The 20,161-nt window shown below is 35.3% G+C and carries 18 protein-coding genes; all 18 read left to right on the top strand.

Annotated elements, in window-relative coordinates; genetic code table 11:
* Positions 1–197 precede the first annotated feature (197 nt).
* Entirely contained in the window at positions 198–770 is a 573-nt protein-coding gene (locus tag M2448_RS15905; protein WP_280647272.1) for a hypothetical protein, read from the top strand.
* Positions 771–832: 62 nt separating this feature from the next.
* On the top strand, positions 833–1,669 hold the full coding sequence (locus M2448_RS15900) for a hypothetical protein (protein WP_280647273.1): 837 nt from the start codon (positions 833–835) through the stop codon (positions 1,667–1,669).
* 378 nt (positions 1,670–2,047) lie between these two features.
* Complete coding sequence (locus M2448_RS15895; protein ID WP_185153874.1) at positions 2,048–2,860, top strand: DUF3108 domain-containing protein; 813 nt, start codon at positions 2,048–2,050, stop codon at positions 2,858–2,860.
* A gap of 87 nt (positions 2,861–2,947) precedes the next feature.
* A complete protein-coding gene (locus tag M2448_RS15890) occupies positions 2,948–3,436 on the top strand; it encodes a sigma-70 family RNA polymerase sigma factor (protein WP_163320208.1) in 489 nt (162 codons plus the stop codon).
* A 12-nt stretch (positions 3,437–3,448) separates the two neighbouring features.
* Positions 3,449–4,231, top strand: coding sequence for a FecR family protein (locus tag M2448_RS15885; protein ID WP_163320209.1), 783 nt, complete (start codon positions 3,449–3,451; stop codon positions 4,229–4,231).
* The gene (locus tag M2448_RS15880) at positions 4,232–6,670 is read left to right on the top strand and encodes a carboxypeptidase-like regulatory domain-containing protein (RefSeq protein WP_163320210.1); all 2,439 of its coding nucleotides are present in this window, start codon (positions 4,232–4,234) and stop codon (positions 6,668–6,670) included. It begins immediately after the preceding gene.
* Between the two features lie 117 nt (positions 6,671–6,787).
* Complete coding sequence (locus M2448_RS15875) at positions 6,788–7,105, top strand: hypothetical protein (protein WP_280647274.1); 318 nt, start codon at positions 6,788–6,790, stop codon at positions 7,103–7,105.
* A 120-nt stretch (positions 7,106–7,225) separates the two neighbouring features.
* Positions 7,226–7,657, top strand: a complete 432-nt coding sequence (locus M2448_RS15870) for a DUF6769 family protein (RefSeq protein ID WP_163320212.1) — start codon at positions 7,226–7,228, stop codon at positions 7,655–7,657.
* Between the two features lie 103 nt (positions 7,658–7,760).
* Positions 7,761–8,567: a phosphatase PAP2 family protein gene (locus tag M2448_RS15865; protein ID WP_255491160.1), complete on the top strand. Its 807-nt coding sequence runs from the start codon at positions 7,761–7,763 to the stop codon at positions 8,565–8,567.
* A 64-nt stretch (positions 8,568–8,631) separates the two neighbouring features.
* Complete coding sequence (locus M2448_RS15860) at positions 8,632–9,054, top strand: transcriptional repressor (RefSeq protein ID WP_163320213.1); 423 nt, start codon at positions 8,632–8,634, stop codon at positions 9,052–9,054.
* Between the two features lie 442 nt (positions 9,055–9,496).
* Positions 9,497–12,607, top strand: coding sequence for a CusA/CzcA family heavy metal efflux RND transporter (locus M2448_RS15855; protein WP_185153875.1), 3,111 nt, complete (start codon positions 9,497–9,499; stop codon positions 12,605–12,607).
* 8 nt (positions 12,608–12,615) lie between these two features.
* A complete protein-coding gene (locus tag M2448_RS15850) occupies positions 12,616–13,869 on the top strand; it encodes a TolC family protein (protein WP_185153876.1) in 1,254 nt (417 codons plus the stop codon).
* A gap of 4 nt (positions 13,870–13,873) precedes the next feature.
* Complete coding sequence (locus M2448_RS15845; RefSeq protein WP_163320214.1) at positions 13,874–15,073, top strand: efflux RND transporter periplasmic adaptor subunit; 1,200 nt, start codon at positions 13,874–13,876, stop codon at positions 15,071–15,073.
* 173 nt (positions 15,074–15,246) lie between these two features.
* Positions 15,247–17,067, top strand: coding sequence for a heavy metal translocating P-type ATPase (locus M2448_RS15840; RefSeq protein WP_255491162.1), 1,821 nt, complete (start codon positions 15,247–15,249; stop codon positions 17,065–17,067).
* Between the two features lie 369 nt (positions 17,068–17,436).
* Positions 17,437–18,279 carry an RteC domain-containing protein gene (locus tag M2448_RS15835; protein ID WP_163320217.1) on the top strand — a complete coding sequence of 281 codons (843 nt, stop codon included), beginning with the start codon at positions 17,437–17,439 and terminating at the stop codon, positions 18,277–18,279.
* A gap of 265 nt (positions 18,280–18,544) precedes the next feature.
* Positions 18,545–19,081 (top strand): dihydrofolate reductase family protein, encoded by a 537-nt coding sequence (locus M2448_RS15830; protein ID WP_163320218.1) that lies wholly within the window; start codon positions 18,545–18,547, stop codon positions 19,079–19,081.
* A gap of 277 nt (positions 19,082–19,358) precedes the next feature.
* A complete protein-coding gene (locus M2448_RS15825) occupies positions 19,359–19,721 on the top strand; it encodes a helix-turn-helix domain-containing protein (RefSeq protein ID WP_163320219.1) in 363 nt (120 codons plus the stop codon).
* Positions 19,722–19,729: 8 nt separating this feature from the next.
* Complete coding sequence (locus M2448_RS15820) at positions 19,730–20,071, top strand: helix-turn-helix domain-containing protein (protein ID WP_280647275.1); 342 nt, start codon at positions 19,730–19,732, stop codon at positions 20,069–20,071.
* Positions 20,072–20,161: the final 90 nt, after the last annotated feature.

The raw sequence follows: 20,161 nt of genomic DNA, 5'->3' as shown, positions 1-20,161 counted from the left end.
TATTTTAATTATTTAAATAACTATCAAATATAGACAAAAAATAATATCTAAATTCTACTATCAATTTATACATCATCTCTTAATCCACAATTCAATGCTTTTACCGTATAGATAATTTAATTAGAATTTCATAACGCTTTAGAGGAAATTATATCAGTTAAAAGAGTATATTTAACATTTAATTAAAACTCTAATATATGAAAGACCAATCAAAAAAAGACCTCATTATTGAGATTCTGATTGCCATAATACCATTCGGTATTGGCGGACTCTTAATTTATCGGTCTATATATCTGATCTATGGATACCATTTCACAAACTCATTATGGTTTGTAATGCTACCTATGACAACTTTGGTATTAGGGTTTATCTTGGGGACTTTACTAGTAATATCTGCAATTTTGATATTTGTAAATAAGCCAAAAGGCGCATTTCTTTATAGGTTATCAGGGTTGTTCATCATCCTATATCCTATAAATATTAATATAATAGATTTCTTGAAAGGCTATCAGGATAACTTAGATTCATGGTGGATTACAATACTAATTCCTATCGGTCTATTAGTATTCTTATTCTTTAATCAAAAAAAATATGTACAGACTAGTAAGTCTTATAAAAAAGAGATATTACTTATAGTATTATTTATCTTCTTATTGACAGATATTGCATTTTATAATTGGAATTATTCGGAATATAGAAGAAAAGAGCTAGCCAAAACTAACAAGCTTTTGCTTCACGGTGTCAACAACTATTCCCAAACCAAATTCTAGAGGATTCGATTAAGTTATATAAATTAAAGAAGTATATTTAAATCTAATATTCAAAGGATACTATGAAAAAAATACTATTTCTATTACTCTTGATACCTGCATTTATCAATGCCCAAGACCATTTTGCAAAAGAATATAATACTGCAGATAGTTTACTACAGAATTATGAAATAGAAAAAGCATATTTCAAATTTAAGGAACTCGAAAAACAACTATCTAAATCAGATTCTCTGTATGCTAAGGTTATATGGTATCAAGTTCAGATTACAACTATTCTGGAACAGGAAAGCAGAATGGCTCAGGATTTTGAAAAGTCATTGCAATATGGTATGGAATCTTTGGAACTGATACAAAATGGAAAAGAGTTTTTTGATATAGATTTTGCACACAGAGAGCCCTTTATGATTAAGAACATTATTGTTTCAAATATCGGATTAGGAAAATATAGCGTTGCAAAAGAATATAAAGACTTATTATATAAATCATATAGAGAAAAGATGCTACCTCAGGGAATTGATGAACATTTTAATTTTGACTATTTCAAATGGGAAGACAAGAATATTTGGGGCTATGAATGGTATGCAGAATTACCAAAAGATAGATTTTCTTCAAGTTTTACAAAGGTTGTTTACTATGTATATAGTACCAATCCTGATGGAAGCGATAAAGACCAATTATATCGGTTACATGTGTTAATGTTTCATTCCAGCAATTCTTCCTTCGACTATGTCTTGACAAAATACGTAAATACGACTCAGGGCGAACAAAGAGGAACCCTTTATGCGTATACTTACAAAGAAGTTATTGACTTCGAAAAATTACATAATGATGTAATAAGAGTCTTAGAAGGAAAAGCTGAATCAGATTTGGAGATAATGCTCAATAAGAAGGAAAAATAAATCCGTTTCTGTTCTATTCTGTACTAAAACAACAAAAGGTTGCCAAAACTGACAACCTTTGCTTTCCAGTGATCCGAGCGGGAACACTTTTTTTATCTCGTAATAGATATAATAATCAATCGTTTAAGTTTTTCAAAAGGCTAGTCCGTAACGAATTCGTAACGATTAAAATGATGCCTTTTTGTCTTGTTTTGGCAGACCGCTGTACGCCTAACTTCTAACCTCAAAGATAGAAAAAATTTCTTGTAAATTCATAGTTTTAAGTCCAAAATAAATACTTTAAAATAATGGTCATTAGAAAAGATTTTCAAGAAGATATATTGTATTAGTAGGGTATTTTGATTCTCATACGGTATATTATAAATAATAGATTCAGATATGAGAATCATAATAAAAATTTCTATAATAATTTTAGCCCTTTTAATAGGCTTACAGCTTAAAGGACAATGTGGCATAACAAATAATACATTCCAATCAGGGGAAGAACTGACGTATGATGTATATTTTAAATACGGTCTTTTACATAAAAAAGCAGGCACTTCTACTCTAAGAACAAAAGATGATAGGTATAAAGGACAAGATGCTTATAAAATGACTATGATTGCCAATTCCACAGGTTTGGCAAAAAAAGTTTTTACACTTTCCGATACGATGTATTGTTATATGAGCAAAACTCTTGAACCTCTTTCCTATACAAAATATGCACATGAAGGAAGCGACTATACACAAGAATACATCACCTATAATTATTCTTCGGGTAACGTCGATGTACATACAAAACTGACCCGTAGTAATAAACTTCGTCATGATACTATTATTACTTCTGAAAAATGCATCTATGATATGATGACCGTAGTTTACTATGCACGTACTCTAGACTATAAGCAGATGAAGACGGGAGAATCAAAGAATAGTTTGCTCATATCCGGTAAAACAAAAGTAGATATAAAAATCAAATACAATGGCACAGAGAAAATAGATGCAAATGATGGTAAGAATTATGACTGTATTGTTCTGACTTTGGTAATAAGCGATAAAGCATTCGAAGATAAAAAGGAAGCTATGAAAATTTATATAACAAACGACCAAAACCGTATTCCCGTACGAATTAATTCCAAACTTAAAGTAGGTTCTAGCTATGTCCTTTTAAAAAAGATTTTAGGGAATAAGTATCCACTAAAAAACAACTGATATAGATAACATAACTCATAAAAAACGAATACCTTGGTAGGGTAATTCCTTTTTCAAACGGTATAGGAATAAAAAGATATCATTGAAGTGATAAGTAAAATAGAATTTAAAGAACTGTTCGACAAATATTTCGATACAATCAGAAGCTTTGTCTATTACAGGTGCGGGGATACAGAAACCGCATCTGATATAACACAGGAGGTTTTCATGAAGATTTGGGAGAAACGTGAGCAGTTTAAGGTAAGTGATATTAAAAGCCTGCTTTATAAGATGGCGAATGATATGGTTATATCGGATTACCGTAAGGGGCAAACCCAGCTTAATTTTGAACAGAGCATGACTATAGGGCAGGATTATCATGCGTCTCCCGAAGAAATAGTGCAGTTTGAAGAGCTGAAAACTACTTATTCAAAGGCCTTAGCTGATATGCCAGAGAATCAGCGGATAACATTCCTGATGAATCGTAATGAAGGCTTAAAGTATCATGAGATTGCAGAAAACTTAAACATTAGTATTAAAGCTGTAGAGAAGCGTATCAGTACAGCTTTAGCTTATCTGAAAAAAGAATTACTCTAAAAAGTATACACTATGAATACTGACAAAATAAAAATAGAACCCCAGTGGAAAAAGAGCAAAGATGAAATCTGGAATGAAACCTTTGCAGATTTAACAGAAGAAACCACTACACAAGGGAAAGAACCGAAACGAAAATCACTTTGGTTTTACGCTGCTGCTTCAGTGGCTGCCATTATCATACTACTGCCTAATATAGCTTTTATCTATACTAAAAATGAGGTTGCGGGAAGAGGTAATCATTTAGCTGTTGTATTACCTGACGGTTCCAAAGTCGATCTGAATGCAGAAAGTGAAATCAGTTATAAACCTCTATGGTGGTATGTTTCACGGAATGTGAAGCTAAAAGGAGAAGCTTATTTTGAAGTTGAGAAAGGAAGCACGTTTAATGTTCACTCGAATCAATATATGGTAAGTGTGCTGGGAACAAGTTTCAATGTATTTTCTCGTGCAGATAAATTTACTGTTACCTGTCTTACCGGAAAAGTGAATGTATCGGATAAAACGGAATCCGTAATTCTTACTCCAAATATGCAAGCTTTATGGAATAATAAGCTAATTGTAAAAGATATAGAAAATGTAAAAGAAACAATTGACTGGAAAGAAGGAAAATTTGTTTTTGTCAGTGTACCACTCAAAGAAGTTATTCAGGAAATCGAAAGACAATACGACATTGAAGTACAGCCAAGTTCAAATTTAGACTATCTTTACTCAGGTAATTTTACAAAAGCACAAAATCCGAATGATGTACTTAAGATAGTAGGCAAACCCTTCGGTATTGAATTTAAAATCAAATAATTGAATAAATTACTTTTCATACTTGTTATAATTCTTACGAATACTATTGCAGCTTTTTCACAAGAGTTGCATTTAGTGGTTAAAGACAAGCCTTTGAATGAAGTATTGAGAAGCCTGCCTGTTGAAATCTCTTTTGATGATAATGCCCTTGCAAAATACAAGGTTACCGTAAACCAAAAATTTGATAGTCCTGAAATAGCACTTAAATTCCTTTTCAAAGAAAAGCCATTTCGCTTTGAAAATATAAACGGAGTGTATGTTATCAGTCGTTCTACAGAAAAGAAAGAGCAGCCTGTTAATATCCAGCCAAAGAAGTATTATACCTATTCGGGAACGATAAAAGATGCTGAAAGCGGAGAAAATCTTCCCTATGCTTATATTACTACTTCTGAAGGAGTGGTTCCTACAGATGAAACAGGATATTTTACCTTTAAAACTGAAAGAAAAGGAAAACTACCTGTACTGGCTCAATATCTGGGTTATGAGAAGCAAGATACAACTTTATCCAGCGGATTTAATACAATCAATTTATCTCCCGTTATATATACAATGGATGAAATCGTTGTCAGTTCATCACCCTCAACAATACTTATCCAATCGGGAGGTAGTCCCGGTGAAATTCGTATCAACCATCAGGTAGCAAAATATATTCCCGGAAGTATTGATAATTCTGTTTTCAACCTGATGCGTATGATGCCGGGTGTAAGGGTATCTGGTGAACCATCGGAAGACCTGATTGTGTGGGGAAGCAATGCAGGTGACAGTAAAATAACTTACGACGGATATACCTTATTCGGTATAAAGAACTACAACGACCATATCGGTTCAGTCAATCCATATATGGTAAAAGATATTCGCATCATGAAAGGTGGATATAGTGCCAATCAGGGTGGACGGATCGGAGCAATCTCTGAAATAACGGGTATAGACGGTGATTTTAATTCACCTTCTGTAAAAGCAACCATAAGTAATTACACCGCAAATCTTTTTGCTTCGGCTCCGTTATCAAAGAACCTCAATGTTTCAGCCGCATATCGCCAGACCTTTTATAATCTGTATAATAGTGGAAATGTCGAGTTACCTAAAAATGGTAGTGATAACGGTAATAATTCGCAAATATTTTCAGATATATACATTAAACCAAAGTATAATTTCAGGGATGCCAATTTCAAATTATCTGGAAAAGCTTTTAGCGAAGATTCTTATTATATCAGTATATACGGAGCAGATGATCGCTTTAAATTCTCAGTGAAACAACCAGATGAATATGACATCAATGCTGCAGAAAAGAATAGGCAGTACGGTGGGGCAACATCTTACAAGCGTGTCTGGAGTAATGGCTCAAGTACTAAACTACTTGCAACCTTTTCGCGACTTACTTCTTTGCTCGATAATCTGGCAATTGTCGGTAACCGTAAGCCGACACCTATGGATGTTAATCATCTGGATAATGTCGTTCAAGAATTTTCCATAAAACTGAATCACGATTTTTTTGTTGGGAAGCGTAATAAAATACAGATTGGCGGAGAATGGCAACAATACAAGGTAAGCCTGAATGATTTATGTGGAGAACTGGATAAGCCTACATTTTACATAACAGATAATCTATTATTGGGCAAATTGTCTCTAAATACAGGTATTAGAGTAGATATGCCAATCAATAAAAAGGCATATGTACAGCCTCGTATTTCTGGAAGATATAAAATATCGGAGCAGGTAACAGCAACCGCCTCATGGGGCTTATACAACCAATTTCTTACACGTACTGCTTACAAGTATGATGAATCAGGTATTCAGACTGTATGGAGTATGGCAGACAGTACTTTTACAAAGGCAATGCATACTACTGTTGGTATTGCATATAGTAAAGATGGCTTTTTAATCAGCCTCGAAGGATATCATAAAAAGACAAAGAACGGACAGTATTTCCTTGATAACACTGTCTATAATATAGATAATACTATCTTAGGGGCGGACCTGTTTGCCAAAAAACAACTGAATAACCATACTATCTACAGTTCATATTCTATCAATAATATCAAAAGACCACAAAACGAACTTTCGCATGAAATTAAGGTCGGAGGTATCGGAGCATTTGACCCTTTCTATTTTTCTTTGAGTTACGTATATGGAACCGGATTTGCTTACATCTCTACAGGAGGACACGGACATGGGCAAGGAAACGAAGAAGGTGAACATGAAGCCAGTCACGAACATACAGATTCTTCCGATGAAACATACAGCCGTTTTGATATCGGAGCTACATACAGGACACAAATAAAGAAAGTGAAACTACAAGCAGGTGTATCACTATTGAATGTTTTTGGTACTAAAAACGTAAAATATAATTATCAGGTCTCGGGGCAAGCTAATGCTACAAACATCTTTACAAAGGCCACCCCATTCACTCCAACAGTTTTTTTTGAATTAATTTTTTGATTTGAGGTAGGGTAAGATCTACTTTGTGCGGTACATATATGAAAGCGTTTCGGGAACGAACAGTTTAATTAATTCAAAATAAAAAAGAAAATGAAAAAGTTATTTTATTCCTTAGCATTGGTTTTATTTGCAGTAACATTTATTGCTTGTAGCAACGATGATCATGATGATTTTGGTACAACTTCACAGCAGGATATTGAGGTCAGAGCAGCAGCTTTAGGTTTTGATGATGTTGCAGCGTACAAAGCTAATGTTGCAGAACAATGTGTAGCTGGCAACCACGAAAACTGTGATATCTACAACGATGGAACTCATCAGGCATGTGCTTATTCAGATCATTCGGGACAAAACCATGACGGTACGCATCACAACGGATCGGATCATGGCACACATGATAAGAATGGACACTCTCATGGGAACAGTAATCACCACTAATTTTCCAAATGTAAATTGAGATTAGATAAGGGGACATCTCTCTTTATCTAATCTTTAAAACAAGCTGATTTCTTATTATATTTATAATAAATATACATTTCACCAGTTATTATACAAGATTTGAAAAGAAAATTTCTCATATCATTTTTTGCTTTCTCAACAATAATATTGTTGATTCTTGCGATTGCTCCCCATCATCACCATGCAGGAATAGCATGTCTTATTATCGAAGTTTGTGAAGAAGATAGAACAATAAACGATAAGCATACACATCACAATGAATCATCTGATAATAGTAATCATGACCAATCTTGTATCACTGAATTTGAGTTTACTATTACACAAATCAATGATGAAGTAAATATTAAATCATTTTCCAATAATAATTATAAAGATTTATTCCCTTTATTTTTTATCACAGCAGATTCATTGAATCTTGTTACAACAGCATCTTTTTCTAAAATAGATTACGAAAAATATACCTTAAATTATAATTCTGTAAAATCAAACCGTATTCATGGTTTACGTGCACCTCCCATTACATTCTTATAACTAATCTTTTGACTTCGAGTAGTCTTAATAATTATTGTATTCGTATCCATACGACTGCATAAGGCGATATTATATCCAAATAATCACAATTAATAAAATAAGAATGATGTTTTTTAAATCAAAAAAAGCATTGAGGATTATTGCACTAATATATTCGGTCTTACTTTGTGTAAACAGCATTTATGCCGATGAGAATGATGAATTATCTTCAAGTAATGACAGTATTCAAATAAAGAGTGCAGACAAATTCTCATACAAACAACTGATTGTTCCCGGAACATTAATGTTGTATGGAACTATTGAAGCAACTCTCGCCCCTAAAAACCGATTGTTAAACTATGCTATAGGACATGAAGTGATAACGCATAAACCCGAAAGGTTTCAAATAGATGATATTACGCAATATGTACCTGCTGCCAGTGTTTATGCTCTGAACTTAGTAGGGATAAAAGGTAAGCATAACTTTAAAGACAGGACGATTATTTTGGGTATGTCTACATTGTTTATGGCTGCCTCCGTCAATACAATTAAATACACAGCAAAAGTGGAAAGACCCGACAAGTCCAACCGTAATTCTTTTCCCTCCGGACATACAGCTGTAGCTTTCATGGGAGCCGAATTTTTATGGCAGGAATATAAAGATGTTTCAATCTGGTATGGTATTGCAGGATATACTATTGCTGCCGGAACCGGAGCATTCAGGATATATAATAATAAGCATTGGGTTGGTGATGTAGCTTTCGGAGCAGGGTTAGGCATTCTGAGTACAAAGCTTGCTTATTGGTTATATCCTACTGTTGAAAATAAGTTATTTAATGGAGGTCAGGATAAAAAGAATAAAAACAATATAGCTTTTTCTCCATTTTACAATGGACAGCAAGGAGGGCTGGCTTTTTCGATGCAGTTTTAAAAAATATGAAATTAATGGATTCTAATTTGTTATATAGTAAATTTGTATTTAATAACTATCAATTATGAATGAGAATATTATAAAATTATTAGAAGGTCGGAATATAAAACCGACATCCACCCGCATATTGGTTCTAAAAGCAATGATCGATTTCGACAGGGCTTTTAACTTATCTGATTTGGAGACAAAGCTTGAAACTGTGGATAAGTCAACTATATCACGCACGATACACCTATTCCACGAAAATCAATTGATACATAGCTTTGATGACGGCTCGGGTTCTATAAAATATTCGGTTTGCAACAGTGACTGCAACTGTGATATAAACGATCTGCATGCCCATTTCTATTGCAACTATTGTAAGAAGGCCTTCTGTTTGGAAAATGTATCCATACCTAATTTCGAATTGTCTCCGATCATGCAGGCAGAAAGTGTAAACTTGGTCATTAAAGGGTATTGTGGTAAGTGTAATAAGTTTGCAACTTAGTTGCATGTTTTTTGTTATACATTTGCACATAGAAATAAGAAAAAAATGAAATCATCTGTATTCATAATAGGTATTTACTTTCTGATCCTTGCAGTGCTACCATGCCACTGCGATGTTCCGATAGCAAATACTTTTGGACAAAATACAGAGCAGGTTTCTACGGCAGATACAGAACATGATGATTCAGGAAATGAGTTCTGCACACCATTTTGTTCATGTACCAGTCATCATAATCCAAACATTACTACAAACTATCAGATAATTCTCCGTAATACCAGTTTAAATGTCAAACATATGGCAGTATATACTGATAAGGAGATTCCTTCATTTCTTTCTACTCTCTGGCGACCTCCGCAAGCTTAAAATATAACATCTGATTAAGTCTTGATGTACCCGATCGGTATGTCTTAAAAGCTAATTGTTATATTTTAATTCCAAAATTATGTTTCAAAAACTGATTAAGTTCTCAATAGAGAATAAATTGGTGATTGGAGTTATGACTGTAGCCCTTATAATCTGGGGAGGCTATTCGTTGTCACAATTACCATTCGACTCAACACCTGATATAACCAATAATCAGGTACAAGTAATAACACAAGCTCCATCATTGGGAGCACAGGAGGTAGAGCAATTTATAACTACTCCTTTGGAAATGGCCTTAGCCAATATTCCTAAAGTTGTAGAAAGAAGAAGTATCAGCCGTAGTGGGCTTTCGGTTATTACTATAGTTTTTAAAGAAAATGCCGATATCTACTGGGCACGTCAACAGGTAAGCCAACAGTTGAAAGAAGCCGAAGAAGTTATACCCCAAGGTTTGGGGAAAATCAGTCTGGCTCCGATATCTACTGGGTTAGGAGAAATATACCACTATACAATCCGGGCAAAAGAAGGATACGAAGATAAATACAGTATTACCGATTTACGTACCATGCAGGACTGGATTGTTAGGAAACAGCTTTCCGGCACGGAAGGAGTTGCCGAAGTGAGTGGTTGGGGAGGCTTCGTAAAACAATATGAAATAGCCATCAATGCTGATAAACTGAATGCCGTAGGCATAACTATTCCTGAAATGTACACAGCCCTTGAAAATAATAACGAGAACACAGGCGGTAGTTATATAGAGCAATATAGTAACCAGTATTTCATACGTGGCATTGGTCTGGTAGGATCATTGGAAGATATAGAGAAAATTCCTGTAAAAACTGTAAACGGTACTCCTATACTGGTAAGGGATGTTGCTAAAGTGCAATTTGGCAGTTCGATGAGATACGGTGCTGTTACCCGTAATGGCGAAGGCGAAGTTGTAGCGGGTATTACCCTGATGCTAAAAGGAGAAAACTTTCAGGATGTTATTAAAAATGTAAAAGTACGGATGGAGCAAGTCCAGAAAAGCCTGCCCGAAGGAGTTATCATAGAGCCGTTTATTGACCGCACACAACTGGTTGACAGGGTTACCAATACCATTGCCAAGAATCTGGTAGAAGGAGGATTGATTGTGATATTTATCCTTGTTCTGTTTTTGGGAAATTACAGAGCAGGTTTGGTCGTAGCTTCCGTTATTCCGCTTTCCATGTTATTTGCATTCGGTATGATGCGGCTCTTTGGAGTCAGTGGTAACCTGATGAGCCTCGGTGCGATTGACTTCGGGTTGATTGTGGATGGGGCGGTGATTATTGTCGAGGCAGTATGCCACCATATAAGCGTGATGAAAGACAAGTATAAAGGAGCACTCCTGACACAGAAGCAAATGGATACGGAAGTATTTGACTCCGCTTCTAAAATAAGGAACAGTGCGGCATTCGGTGAAATAATCATTATGATTGTTTATATACCTCTTTTCACATTAGTTGGTATCGAAGGTAAGATGTTCAAGCCAATGGCTATGACCGTATTCTTTGCGATACTTGGAGCATTCATATTATCCCTGACTTATGTACCGATGGCAAGTGCATTGTTTTTAAGCAAGAAAACAGAACACAAACGGAATTTCTCGGATAAAATGATGGATAAGATAAGCGGATTCTATCGTCCTATTATAACCAAAAGCCTTAACTGGAGCAAGACATTAATAATAAGCATGATTGCTCTATTTGCTGTAAGCCTTTTTGTTTTCAATAAGATGGGTGGTGAATTTATTCCAAACCTTGAAGAAGGGGACTTCGCAGCAGAGATTAGTATGGCACAGGGAACCTCTTTGTCACAAATGGTAAAGAGTACAACACAAGCCGAAAAGATACTCAAAGAGAAGTTTCCTGAAGTCAAACAGGCAGTATCACGTATCGGAAGTGCTGAAATTCCGACAGACCCTATGCCTATTGAAAGGGCGGATATGATGATTGCTCTAATTCCGAAAAAAGATTGGACTTCCGCTAGGACAAAAGAAGAACTGATGGAAAAGATGGAAGAGGCGGTCAGTGTTATTCCCGGTATGGAAATAGAAATGACACAGCCTATCCAGATGCGTACCAATGAATTGATTACAGGTATTAAACAGGATGTGGCCATTAAAATATACGGTAATGACCTTGATGTCCTTACATCATCAGCTAATAAAGTTGCTTCGCTTATTAAGAGTGTGGAAGGCGTTACCGATCCTTTTGTCGAAAAGGTAACAGGATTACCGCAGATACAGGTGGTTTATAACCGTGACCAGTTAGCCAAATACGGTATTTCCATTAAAGATGCCAACATGGTATTAAAGACAGCTTTCGCAGGCAATGAAGCAGGTTATGTATTTGAAGAAGATCGTCGTTTCGACCTCGTATTACGGATGGAAAAAGATTTAAGGAACGATATCAGTTCATTGGAGAATCTATATCTACCTCTTCAATCAGGCGGTTCTATCCCTCTCTCACAGGTAGCTGAAATAAAATACCAAGATGCACCTGCACAGGTAACCCGTGAAGATGCAGAAAGGCGTATTTACGTTGGTTTTAATGTGAGAGGACGTGATGTGCAGAATACCGTGTATGATATTCAGAAAATACTTGATAAGGAGTTTAAATTACCTGCCGGATATTATTATACCTACGGAGGACAGTTCCAGAACCTGAAAGAAGCAAAAGACAGGCTGATGGTAGCCGTACCATTGGCATTGCTACTGATATTATTCCTTTTGTATGCCACATTGAGAAGTGTTAAGGAATCATTGTTCGTATTCACAGCCATACCTTTATCTGCAATAGGTGGTATTTTCGCCTTATGGCTAAGAGGAATGCCTTTCAGCATTTCGGCGGGCGTCGGCTTTATAGCCCTCTTTGGTGTTGCCGTATTGAATGGTATTGTACTTATCGGGCAGTTTAACTTATTTGAAAAGGAAGGTATTAAGGATATAAAGGAAAGGATTGTCAAAGGATGTATGTTACGCCTTCGCCCTGTAATCATGACAGCTCTTGTAGCGTCTCTTGGATTTCTTCCGATGGCTCTATCTACAAGTGATGGAGCTGAAGTGCAAAGACCACTGGCAACTGTCGTTATAGGAGGATTGCTGACTGCCACGATACTTACACTGGTTGTCCTGCCTTCGATTTATAAAACATTCACGAAAAAATAGAAGGAGTTATGAAAACAAAAATAAGAATATCAATACTTACATTTCTTGTGATACTGCTTGCTGTACCATCAGGTGTTTCAGCACAGGAAAGTGTAAATACGCTGGATGAATGTATCCGTCTGGCAATGGATAATAACCTGACCATGAAATCAGGTAGGATATCTATTGAAAGGGCAAAAGATTTACAAGGTACAGCATTCAATATTGAAAAGACGGGCTTCTCTTTGAGTCAAGACCCGACATCGGGAGGCAGCCCTGATAATAGTATATCATTAAGCCAGAGTTTCGATTTTCCAACTGTTTATACTACACGTAGTAAATTGCTTAAAGCGGAAACGAATCTTGAACGCAGTAATCTGGAAGTAACTCGTAATGAACTTGTAAAAGAAATTACTGCGACGTATTATCAGTTACTGTATGCAAAGGAGAATATTAAAATCCTCCAAGAACAGGATAGCATATATTCAAAATTCCTGTTTCTGGCTTCTACTAAATTTAAAGCGGGTGAAACAAGTCGTTTGGAACAGATGAATGCTGAGAGGTTGTATAATGAGAATAAAATAGAACTGCAAAAAGCTGAAAAGGATTATCAAAATATACAGCTTATCTTACAAAGATGGATGAATGCCGAAATATCGGTAAATCCTCTTGAAGCCGAATTGCCTGTAATGGCAGCGAATTACCCTTTCAATAATTTCAGTGCAGAGCAAACACCTATGGGAAGGGTATTGCAAAGCCAGAAAGAGGTTCGTGAAAAGAATCTGAGCGTAGTTAAGCAGGGATATCTTCCGAGTTTCAACTTTGCACTAAAAAACCAGTTCCTTATAAAAGGGTTCAATCCTTATGATGTGGAAAGAGAACGATTTAATAAGGGAAACTTTATGGGATTTGAAGTGGGTGTCAGCGTTCCGTTATTCTTTGGAGAACAAAGGGCAAAGACCAAAGCAGCCAAAAGGGAAGTTGAAATGGCAAGGGTACAGCAGGAAGAAGTGGTACAGACTATGCAGAAACAGTATCAGACATATATCAACGACTTTTATAAGGCAAAAAACAGTCTGGATTATTATACTTCTCAGGGAATCACTCAGGCGGATGATATTACCCGCATATCACAAATTTCCTACGAAAAAGGAGAAATAGGTTATGTTGAGTATATCCAGAACCTGAAAACAGCCGTTGAAATCCATTTGCAACGCACAAACGCAGTAAATGACTACAATCAGACTATCATTATGTTAAACTATATACAAGGAAACAAATAAGATTATGAAAGCAATATATATATCGTTAATAAGCCTGTCTTTGATATTACTGGTATCATGCGGACAGAATACAAAGCCCGAAAACGCTGAAAATCCAGCAGTAAATACCGAACAGGCTCATGAAGGTGAATCGGGAGAAATTGAAGTATCCGAAGCACAGATGAATGCTGTAGGTATTCAGATGGGTAAAATAGAACAACGTGAATTAAACAGTGTAATTCGGGTAAACGGAGAGATGGACCTCGATCCACAGAAAAAAGCGGAAGTAACATCCCTTGTCGGCGGAATAATAAAACAAGTACTTGTAATAGAAGGGAAACGTGTTTCGGCAGGTCAAGCTGTTGCTTATCTCGAAAACACAGAAATAGTTGAACTTCAGAAAAATTACCTGACATTAAGGAAAGAAGCACTAACTGCAGAACAAGAATATAACAGGCAGAAAGAGTTATCTTCTCAGGGTGCAGGTGTCGAAAAAACATTTCAACAGGCTACAGCTGCTTATGAAATAGCAAAGGCACAGCTCACCGGACTTGAAAAACAATTGCGTCAACTATCTATTAGTCCCGAACAGGTTTCGGCAGGTAATATGGTTACCCAGATTCCTATTAAATCCCCTATTTCGGGTACGGTGAGGAAGATAAATATTAGTACAGGAAGCTATGCAGATTCACAAATTTCATTGATGAGTATTTCTGATAATTCGGCAGTACACTGTGATATGAAAGTTTTTGAGAAAGATATAAACGCAGTAAAGATTGGTCAGGAAGTGGATATTCTGCTAACTAATCAACCCGGAGTGAACCTGAAAGGTGAAATTTACGAGATAAATAAGTCTTTCGAGGGTGATACAAAAGCCATATTAGTACATATCCGTATTAAGAATCAGGGAAATATTGAGTTGATACCGGGAATGTATGCTACAGGGTTAATCAATGTCGGGAAACAAAAAACACCAGCGGTTCCTAATGATGCGGTTATAAGCAGTGAAGGGAAAAAATACATATTTGTACTCGAAGACGAAGAAAACGGACAGGAAGGTAAAAGTTACCATTTCAAACGGGAAGAAGTTATAACAGGAATCAGTGAGTTGGGATTTACACAGATTACCCCAGTCAATCAATTGGAAGATGATGCAACTATTGTTATAGCCAACGCTTTTTATATCGCCTCAATGGCGAGTGATCACGGTGAACACGGACATTAATTTGCAAAGATAAGTTTGCAACTTGGTTGCAGCTTTTACTACTTATTTTTGTAATAAATAATATGGTTATGGATAATAATAAACAATATAAATGTACATCATGCGATTCGGATGAATCGCATGATAATTCACAAAGCTGGAAAAGCTATGTTCCTGTTGCAATAAGTTTATTTATGCTTTTAGCAGGAATTACCTTGGATAATTTCTTCGAACAGTTTTTTAATTCTTATATACGGATTGGATGGTATATACTGGCTTATATTCCTGTAGCCTATCCTGTGTTAAAAGAAGCTATTGAAACAATACGGCAAAAGGATTTTTTTACTGAATTTACCCTGATGCTTGTAGCGACATTAGGAGCGTTCTTTATTGGCGAATATCCCGAAGGCGTGGCTGTAATGCTGTTTTATGCTGTTGGTGAATTATTTCAAAGCTCTGCGGTAAATAAAGCCAAAAGAAATATAAAAGCACTTCTTGATGTACGTCCTGATACAGCTGTAGTGGAAAGGAACGGAAGTCACGAAACAGTATCACCGGAGAATGTTGAAATCGGCGAAATAATACAGGTGAAAGCTGGAGAAAAAGTTCCGTTAGATGGTACAATGATTTCTCCTTCAAGTAGCTTTAATACATCTGCTTTGACAGGTGAGAGTAAACCAAAAACAATATCAGAAGGGGAGACAGTTCTTGCGGGTATGCTCAATATTGATAAGGTAATCACCATTAAGGTAGCCAAAAAATACGAAGACAGTTCTCTGGCCCGTATTCTGGAAATGGTGCAGGATGCCACTTCAAGAAAAGCAAAAACCGAACTTCTAATCAGAAGGTTTGCCAAGATATATACTCCGATAGTATTTGCACTGGCAGTTTTAATTACTGTTATACCTTATTTTATAATCAGTGATTATATATTTCAGGATTGGTTATATCGTGCCTTAGTATTTCTGGTAATATCCTGCCCTTGTGCGTTGGTTATCTCTATTCCATTGGGGTATTTCGGTGGAATCGGTGCGGCTTCAAAAGCAGGTGTCTTATTTAAGGGAGCCAATTACCTTGACCTGATGACCAAAGTAAATACTGTGGTAATGGATAAAACAGGTACTTTGACAAAAGGCGTTTTTGATGTTCAGGAGGTTGTTGCAGTCGAAAATATTGATAAAGATGAATTGACAGGAGTAGTTGCTGCAATGGAGAAATTCTCTAATCACCCTATTGCCAAGGCTATTGTTGCTTTTACAGGGAATAAAGCAGATAAATATAATGCAACCGATATCGAAGAAATATCCGGACACGGGCTGAAAGGTAAGGTTAATGGTAAGGAAGTACTGATCGGTAATAATAAACTGATGAAAAAATTCGGTATTGATTATGATATCAGGGTGGATTTCATTGTTGAAACGATTGTGATTGCGGCTATTGACGGTAAATATGCCGGATATATTACCATTGCGGATGAAGTGAAGGAAGATGCCGCTGAAGCTATAAAGAATATGCATACAAATGGCATCGGAAAAATTGTGATGCTAAGCGGAGATAAAGCCTCAATAACAGAAAAAGTTGCATCTGTTCTCGGAATAGACAATGCTTATGGAGACTTATTACCTGAAGATAAAGTGAAACATCTTGAACAACTGAAAGCAGATAAGAATAATGTAATTGCTTTTGTCGGTGATGGTATAAACGATGCTCCTTCTCTTGCACTGAGTGATGTTGGAATTGCTATGGGAGGAATGGGAAGCGATGCTGCTATTGAAGTTGCAGATGTAATCATTCAGACAGACCAACCATCCAAGATTGCTACCGCCATAAAGATTGCTAAATCTACCAGACAGGTAGTTATGCAAAATATAATCTTAGCATTTACTGTTAAGGCTATTGTTCTTATACTTGGAGGTTTCGGTGTCGCAACTATGTGGGAAGCTGTCTTTGCCGATGTAGGGGTATCGTTACTGGCTATACTGAATGCAGTCAGGATTTTGAGAATGAAATTCTGACAGGCTATATAGCTAATAATTGCAGCCATCATGAGCAAGCGAAGACGTACGAAACGTTTAGCTGCAAGAAAGGAATTGATAAATGCTCAAAAAAATAGCTTTTTCAAAAAATACTTATCTGTAATCAGCATCTCTATAGGTTCTGCTATCGGTCTAATCTTATGGTTACTTATCTTCAGATGTAAAGATGTACATTGTGTCAATTCCTTTTTCCCCATACCTCACATGGGTTTTGCAGGATTTAATGCGTGGGTAATAGCAAATTATTTCTTTAGAGAATAATATTATTAACCCTTGGTTGAAATAATTATTTCAGCCAAGGGTTTTTCGTTCTTAATTATACAAAACCATGACTAACTATTAAAAATAATGAAACAATATACATATGAACTGAGCTTTAAAATAAATCAAGAATTAAAAGAAATAGAATGTGAAGAAGAGAATATATTTAACAAGGCACCTAAAATAATATCGTTATTAGAAAATACATTTATCGAACTCAAAGAATTTATTTGCACATATAAATTCAAAAATATTGAGGAAGAAATACATTTCTTCAAAGAAATTAAACCTCAGCTATTTAGTAAGTTAATATATAATCGAAAAATTTATTGCATAGAAACGATGATACCCAATGGTAGTATAGAATCACAAAATGCATATTTACGAAGTGAACAAGACCATTTAAAAATATTTTTTGATAGGAACCTTGATTTTTATAAATACTACCGAACAGGTTGTACTCATCTCGATAGGTATTATTTTGTAAGAGGAAAACCTGATATTCAATTGAACTTAGATACTTTTTATTTCGAAAGAGATCCAAAATTCTCAACTAGTTTTGACTTTAAAGTATCTAAAATTATAGCAAATGAGATGCTTGCAATTTACTTAAATGAGAAATTAAAGGCATTAAACAATTCCCCTAATTCTTCAAATTTCAGCTCTGTTAAAAAGAAACTGACATGGACAGCTAAAAAGACAGAATTAGTAGAACAAATATACGCTTGGGAAAGAGCTGAATGTTTTGATTATGGTAATACAAATATAAAGGAGATCGCTGAATATGTAGAAGAGGTTTTTAATATTGACTTGGGAGATTTTTATCATGCTTTCTTAGAAATAAGAGAACGTAAAGGAAGTCGCACGATATTCTTGGATAAACTGATAAAGTTTTTGAATGAACGTATGGACGAATTAGACAATAAATAATGAATTTATAATATCTTTGCATGAATAAAGAAACAGTATGGAGGTATGTTCCTCCGTAGGTTATAACATAACATTCGCTATACGTCTTGATATAGAAAACTGGTAATTTTTTAGAAGAATAAGACGAACTGTGCAATGTTCATGCTATACGAAAGTATAGTGTGGACTTGCTTGTTTCGTTCTTCGGGTATACCAGTGCCTCTATATCGATACAAAGCAGGCTCCACACTTCTTTTTGTATATTGCATCCCAAAACATTGAAAATATGAAAAAAATAAAATTATATATTGCCTCCTCAATAGATGGGTATATTGCTCGTCCAGATGGAGATTTAGATTGGCTTTCTAATTACCCCATTACACATACAATGAACTATGGATATGATGAATTCTTTGAATCTGTAGATATTGTTATTATGGGTGGAAGAACTTATCGGGATATTTTAAACATGGATGTAGTTTATCCATACGAAAGTAAAATATCATATGTTATAACAAGAAATCAAATAAACAGTACGAAAGAAAACATTCATTTTGTTACAAATAATATAATTGAGATTATTTCGAGTTTAAAAGAAGAACAAGGTAGAGACATTTGGCTTGTTGGAGGTGGAGAATTAATATCAATGTTCTTAAATTATGATTTGATTGATGAAATGATAATTACATATATTCCCATACTACTTGGAGATGGCATTCCTCTATTTCCCAAGTCTGAGAAAGAGTCTAAATGGCATCTGCTTAATAGAAAATCTTATAACAATGGTGTGTTGTCTATTGAATATCAGAGAATAAAAGAATAAGATAACACTAATTAAAACATGATAAACTCCCAAGCTATACCCAAGTTTGGGAGTTCTTTTTTATACTTTATTTCAAATTAAATCCCTCGAAAAAGACAGTTTAAATGCCTTATTGTATTAAAAAAGAAAACTCCACAGATTGATTTACTTTTCAGATTAAAGCTATCTCTCATATTCGCTAAATATAAGATAATTACGATATTATTTAAAAATACTTATCCCAATATGGGAATTTAACATATCAGAATATCAGACCTTTGTATCAAACAAAATTGATATGGAAGTCATTACAATTGATTCAAAAGCATACAAAGAACTAATCGAAAAGATAGATTTAATTGCTGATTATATTAGGAATAAGAATACCCAAGACATTTCAGAAGAATTAGATGAAGTGTGGGTCGATAGCTACGAAGTATGTACTTTCCTTCGAATAAGTGAACGTACTCTACAACGTTTACGCACCAATAATCTTATATCCTACTCAATACTATCAGGTAAGACGTATTATAGCATCAGCGAAATTAAGCGAGTCTTAGCAGAGCGATTAGTCAGATCAGGCGATGAAGCTTTGACAGACTTGATTAAAAATCATCAGGAATACATTGAGACAAGGAAAAAGAATAAACCAAAGAAATAATTGTTGATATGAGAATAGATGATGACATATTTGAATCCAACATTAGAGGCTTGGCAAGGTTGCTGAAGAATCTTGATGCCAAGATAGACAAATTATTGGTTGCTGATAGTTCTGTAATGGACGAACGGTTATTTGATAATCAAGATTTATGTCTTTTTCTGAAAGTTACCCCTCGTACTCTGCAACGATATAGAAATCAAGGCTTAATTCCTTTCAAGACTATCTGTAAGCGGAACTATTACAAAGAATCTGATGTCAATATCTTCGTAAATAAATACTTTGGAGGAAAAACTCAACCGACTGACAAAGATAAGTATAAGAGAAAAAACAAACGTTGTGATGACGTGTAAAAGTTTAGACTAGATCTGACAGTTGGGTATTTTTTCAAGGTTGTATATTTGGGTTTTCTAAGCCATAATTTCTTGGAATAGGGATATAGT

This window comes from Dysgonomonas sp. PF1-14 (assembly GCF_029892965.1).
In the GTDB taxonomy this organism is placed as follows: Bacteria; Bacteroidota; Bacteroidia; order Bacteroidales; family Dysgonomonadaceae; genus Dysgonomonas.
The sequence above is the reverse complement of the archived record's forward strand: the minus strand, read 5'-3'. Positions and strand labels throughout refer to the sequence as shown.

Coding starts and splice junctions, on each gene's coding strand:
- M2448_RS15905 (WP_280647272.1), top strand. CDS start 198: ATGAAAGACCAATCAAAAAAAGACCTCATTATTGAGATTCTGATTGCC.
- M2448_RS15900 (WP_280647273.1), top strand. CDS start 833: ATGAAAAAAATACTATTTCTATTACTCTTGATACCTGCATTTATCAAT.
- M2448_RS15895 (WP_185153874.1), top strand. CDS start 2,048: ATGAGAATCATAATAAAAATTTCTATAATAATTTTAGCCCTTTTAATA.
- M2448_RS15885 (WP_163320209.1), top strand. CDS start 3,449: ATGAATACTGACAAAATAAAAATAGAACCCCAGTGGAAAAAGAGCAAA.
- M2448_RS15865 (WP_255491160.1), top strand. CDS start 7,761: ATGATGTTTTTTAAATCAAAAAAAGCATTGAGGATTATTGCACTAATA.
- M2448_RS15860 (WP_163320213.1), top strand. CDS start 8,632: ATGAATGAGAATATTATAAAATTATTAGAAGGTCGGAATATAAAACCG.
- M2448_RS15855 (WP_185153875.1), top strand. CDS start 9,497: ATGTTTCAAAAACTGATTAAGTTCTCAATAGAGAATAAATTGGTGATT.
- M2448_RS15850 (WP_185153876.1), top strand. CDS start 12,616: ATGAAAACAAAAATAAGAATATCAATACTTACATTTCTTGTGATACTG.
- M2448_RS15845 (WP_163320214.1), top strand. CDS start 13,874: ATGAAAGCAATATATATATCGTTAATAAGCCTGTCTTTGATATTACTG.
- M2448_RS15840 (WP_255491162.1), top strand. CDS start 15,247: ATGCTTTTAGCAGGAATTACCTTGGATAATTTCTTCGAACAGTTTTTT.
- M2448_RS15835 (WP_163320217.1), top strand. CDS start 17,437: ATGAAACAATATACATATGAACTGAGCTTTAAAATAAATCAAGAATTA.
- M2448_RS15830 (WP_163320218.1), top strand. CDS start 18,545: ATGAAAAAAATAAAATTATATATTGCCTCCTCAATAGATGGGTATATT.
- M2448_RS15825 (WP_163320219.1), top strand. CDS start 19,359: ATGGAAGTCATTACAATTGATTCAAAAGCATACAAAGAACTAATCGAA.
- M2448_RS15820 (WP_280647275.1), top strand. CDS start 19,730: ATGAGAATAGATGATGACATATTTGAATCCAACATTAGAGGCTTGGCA.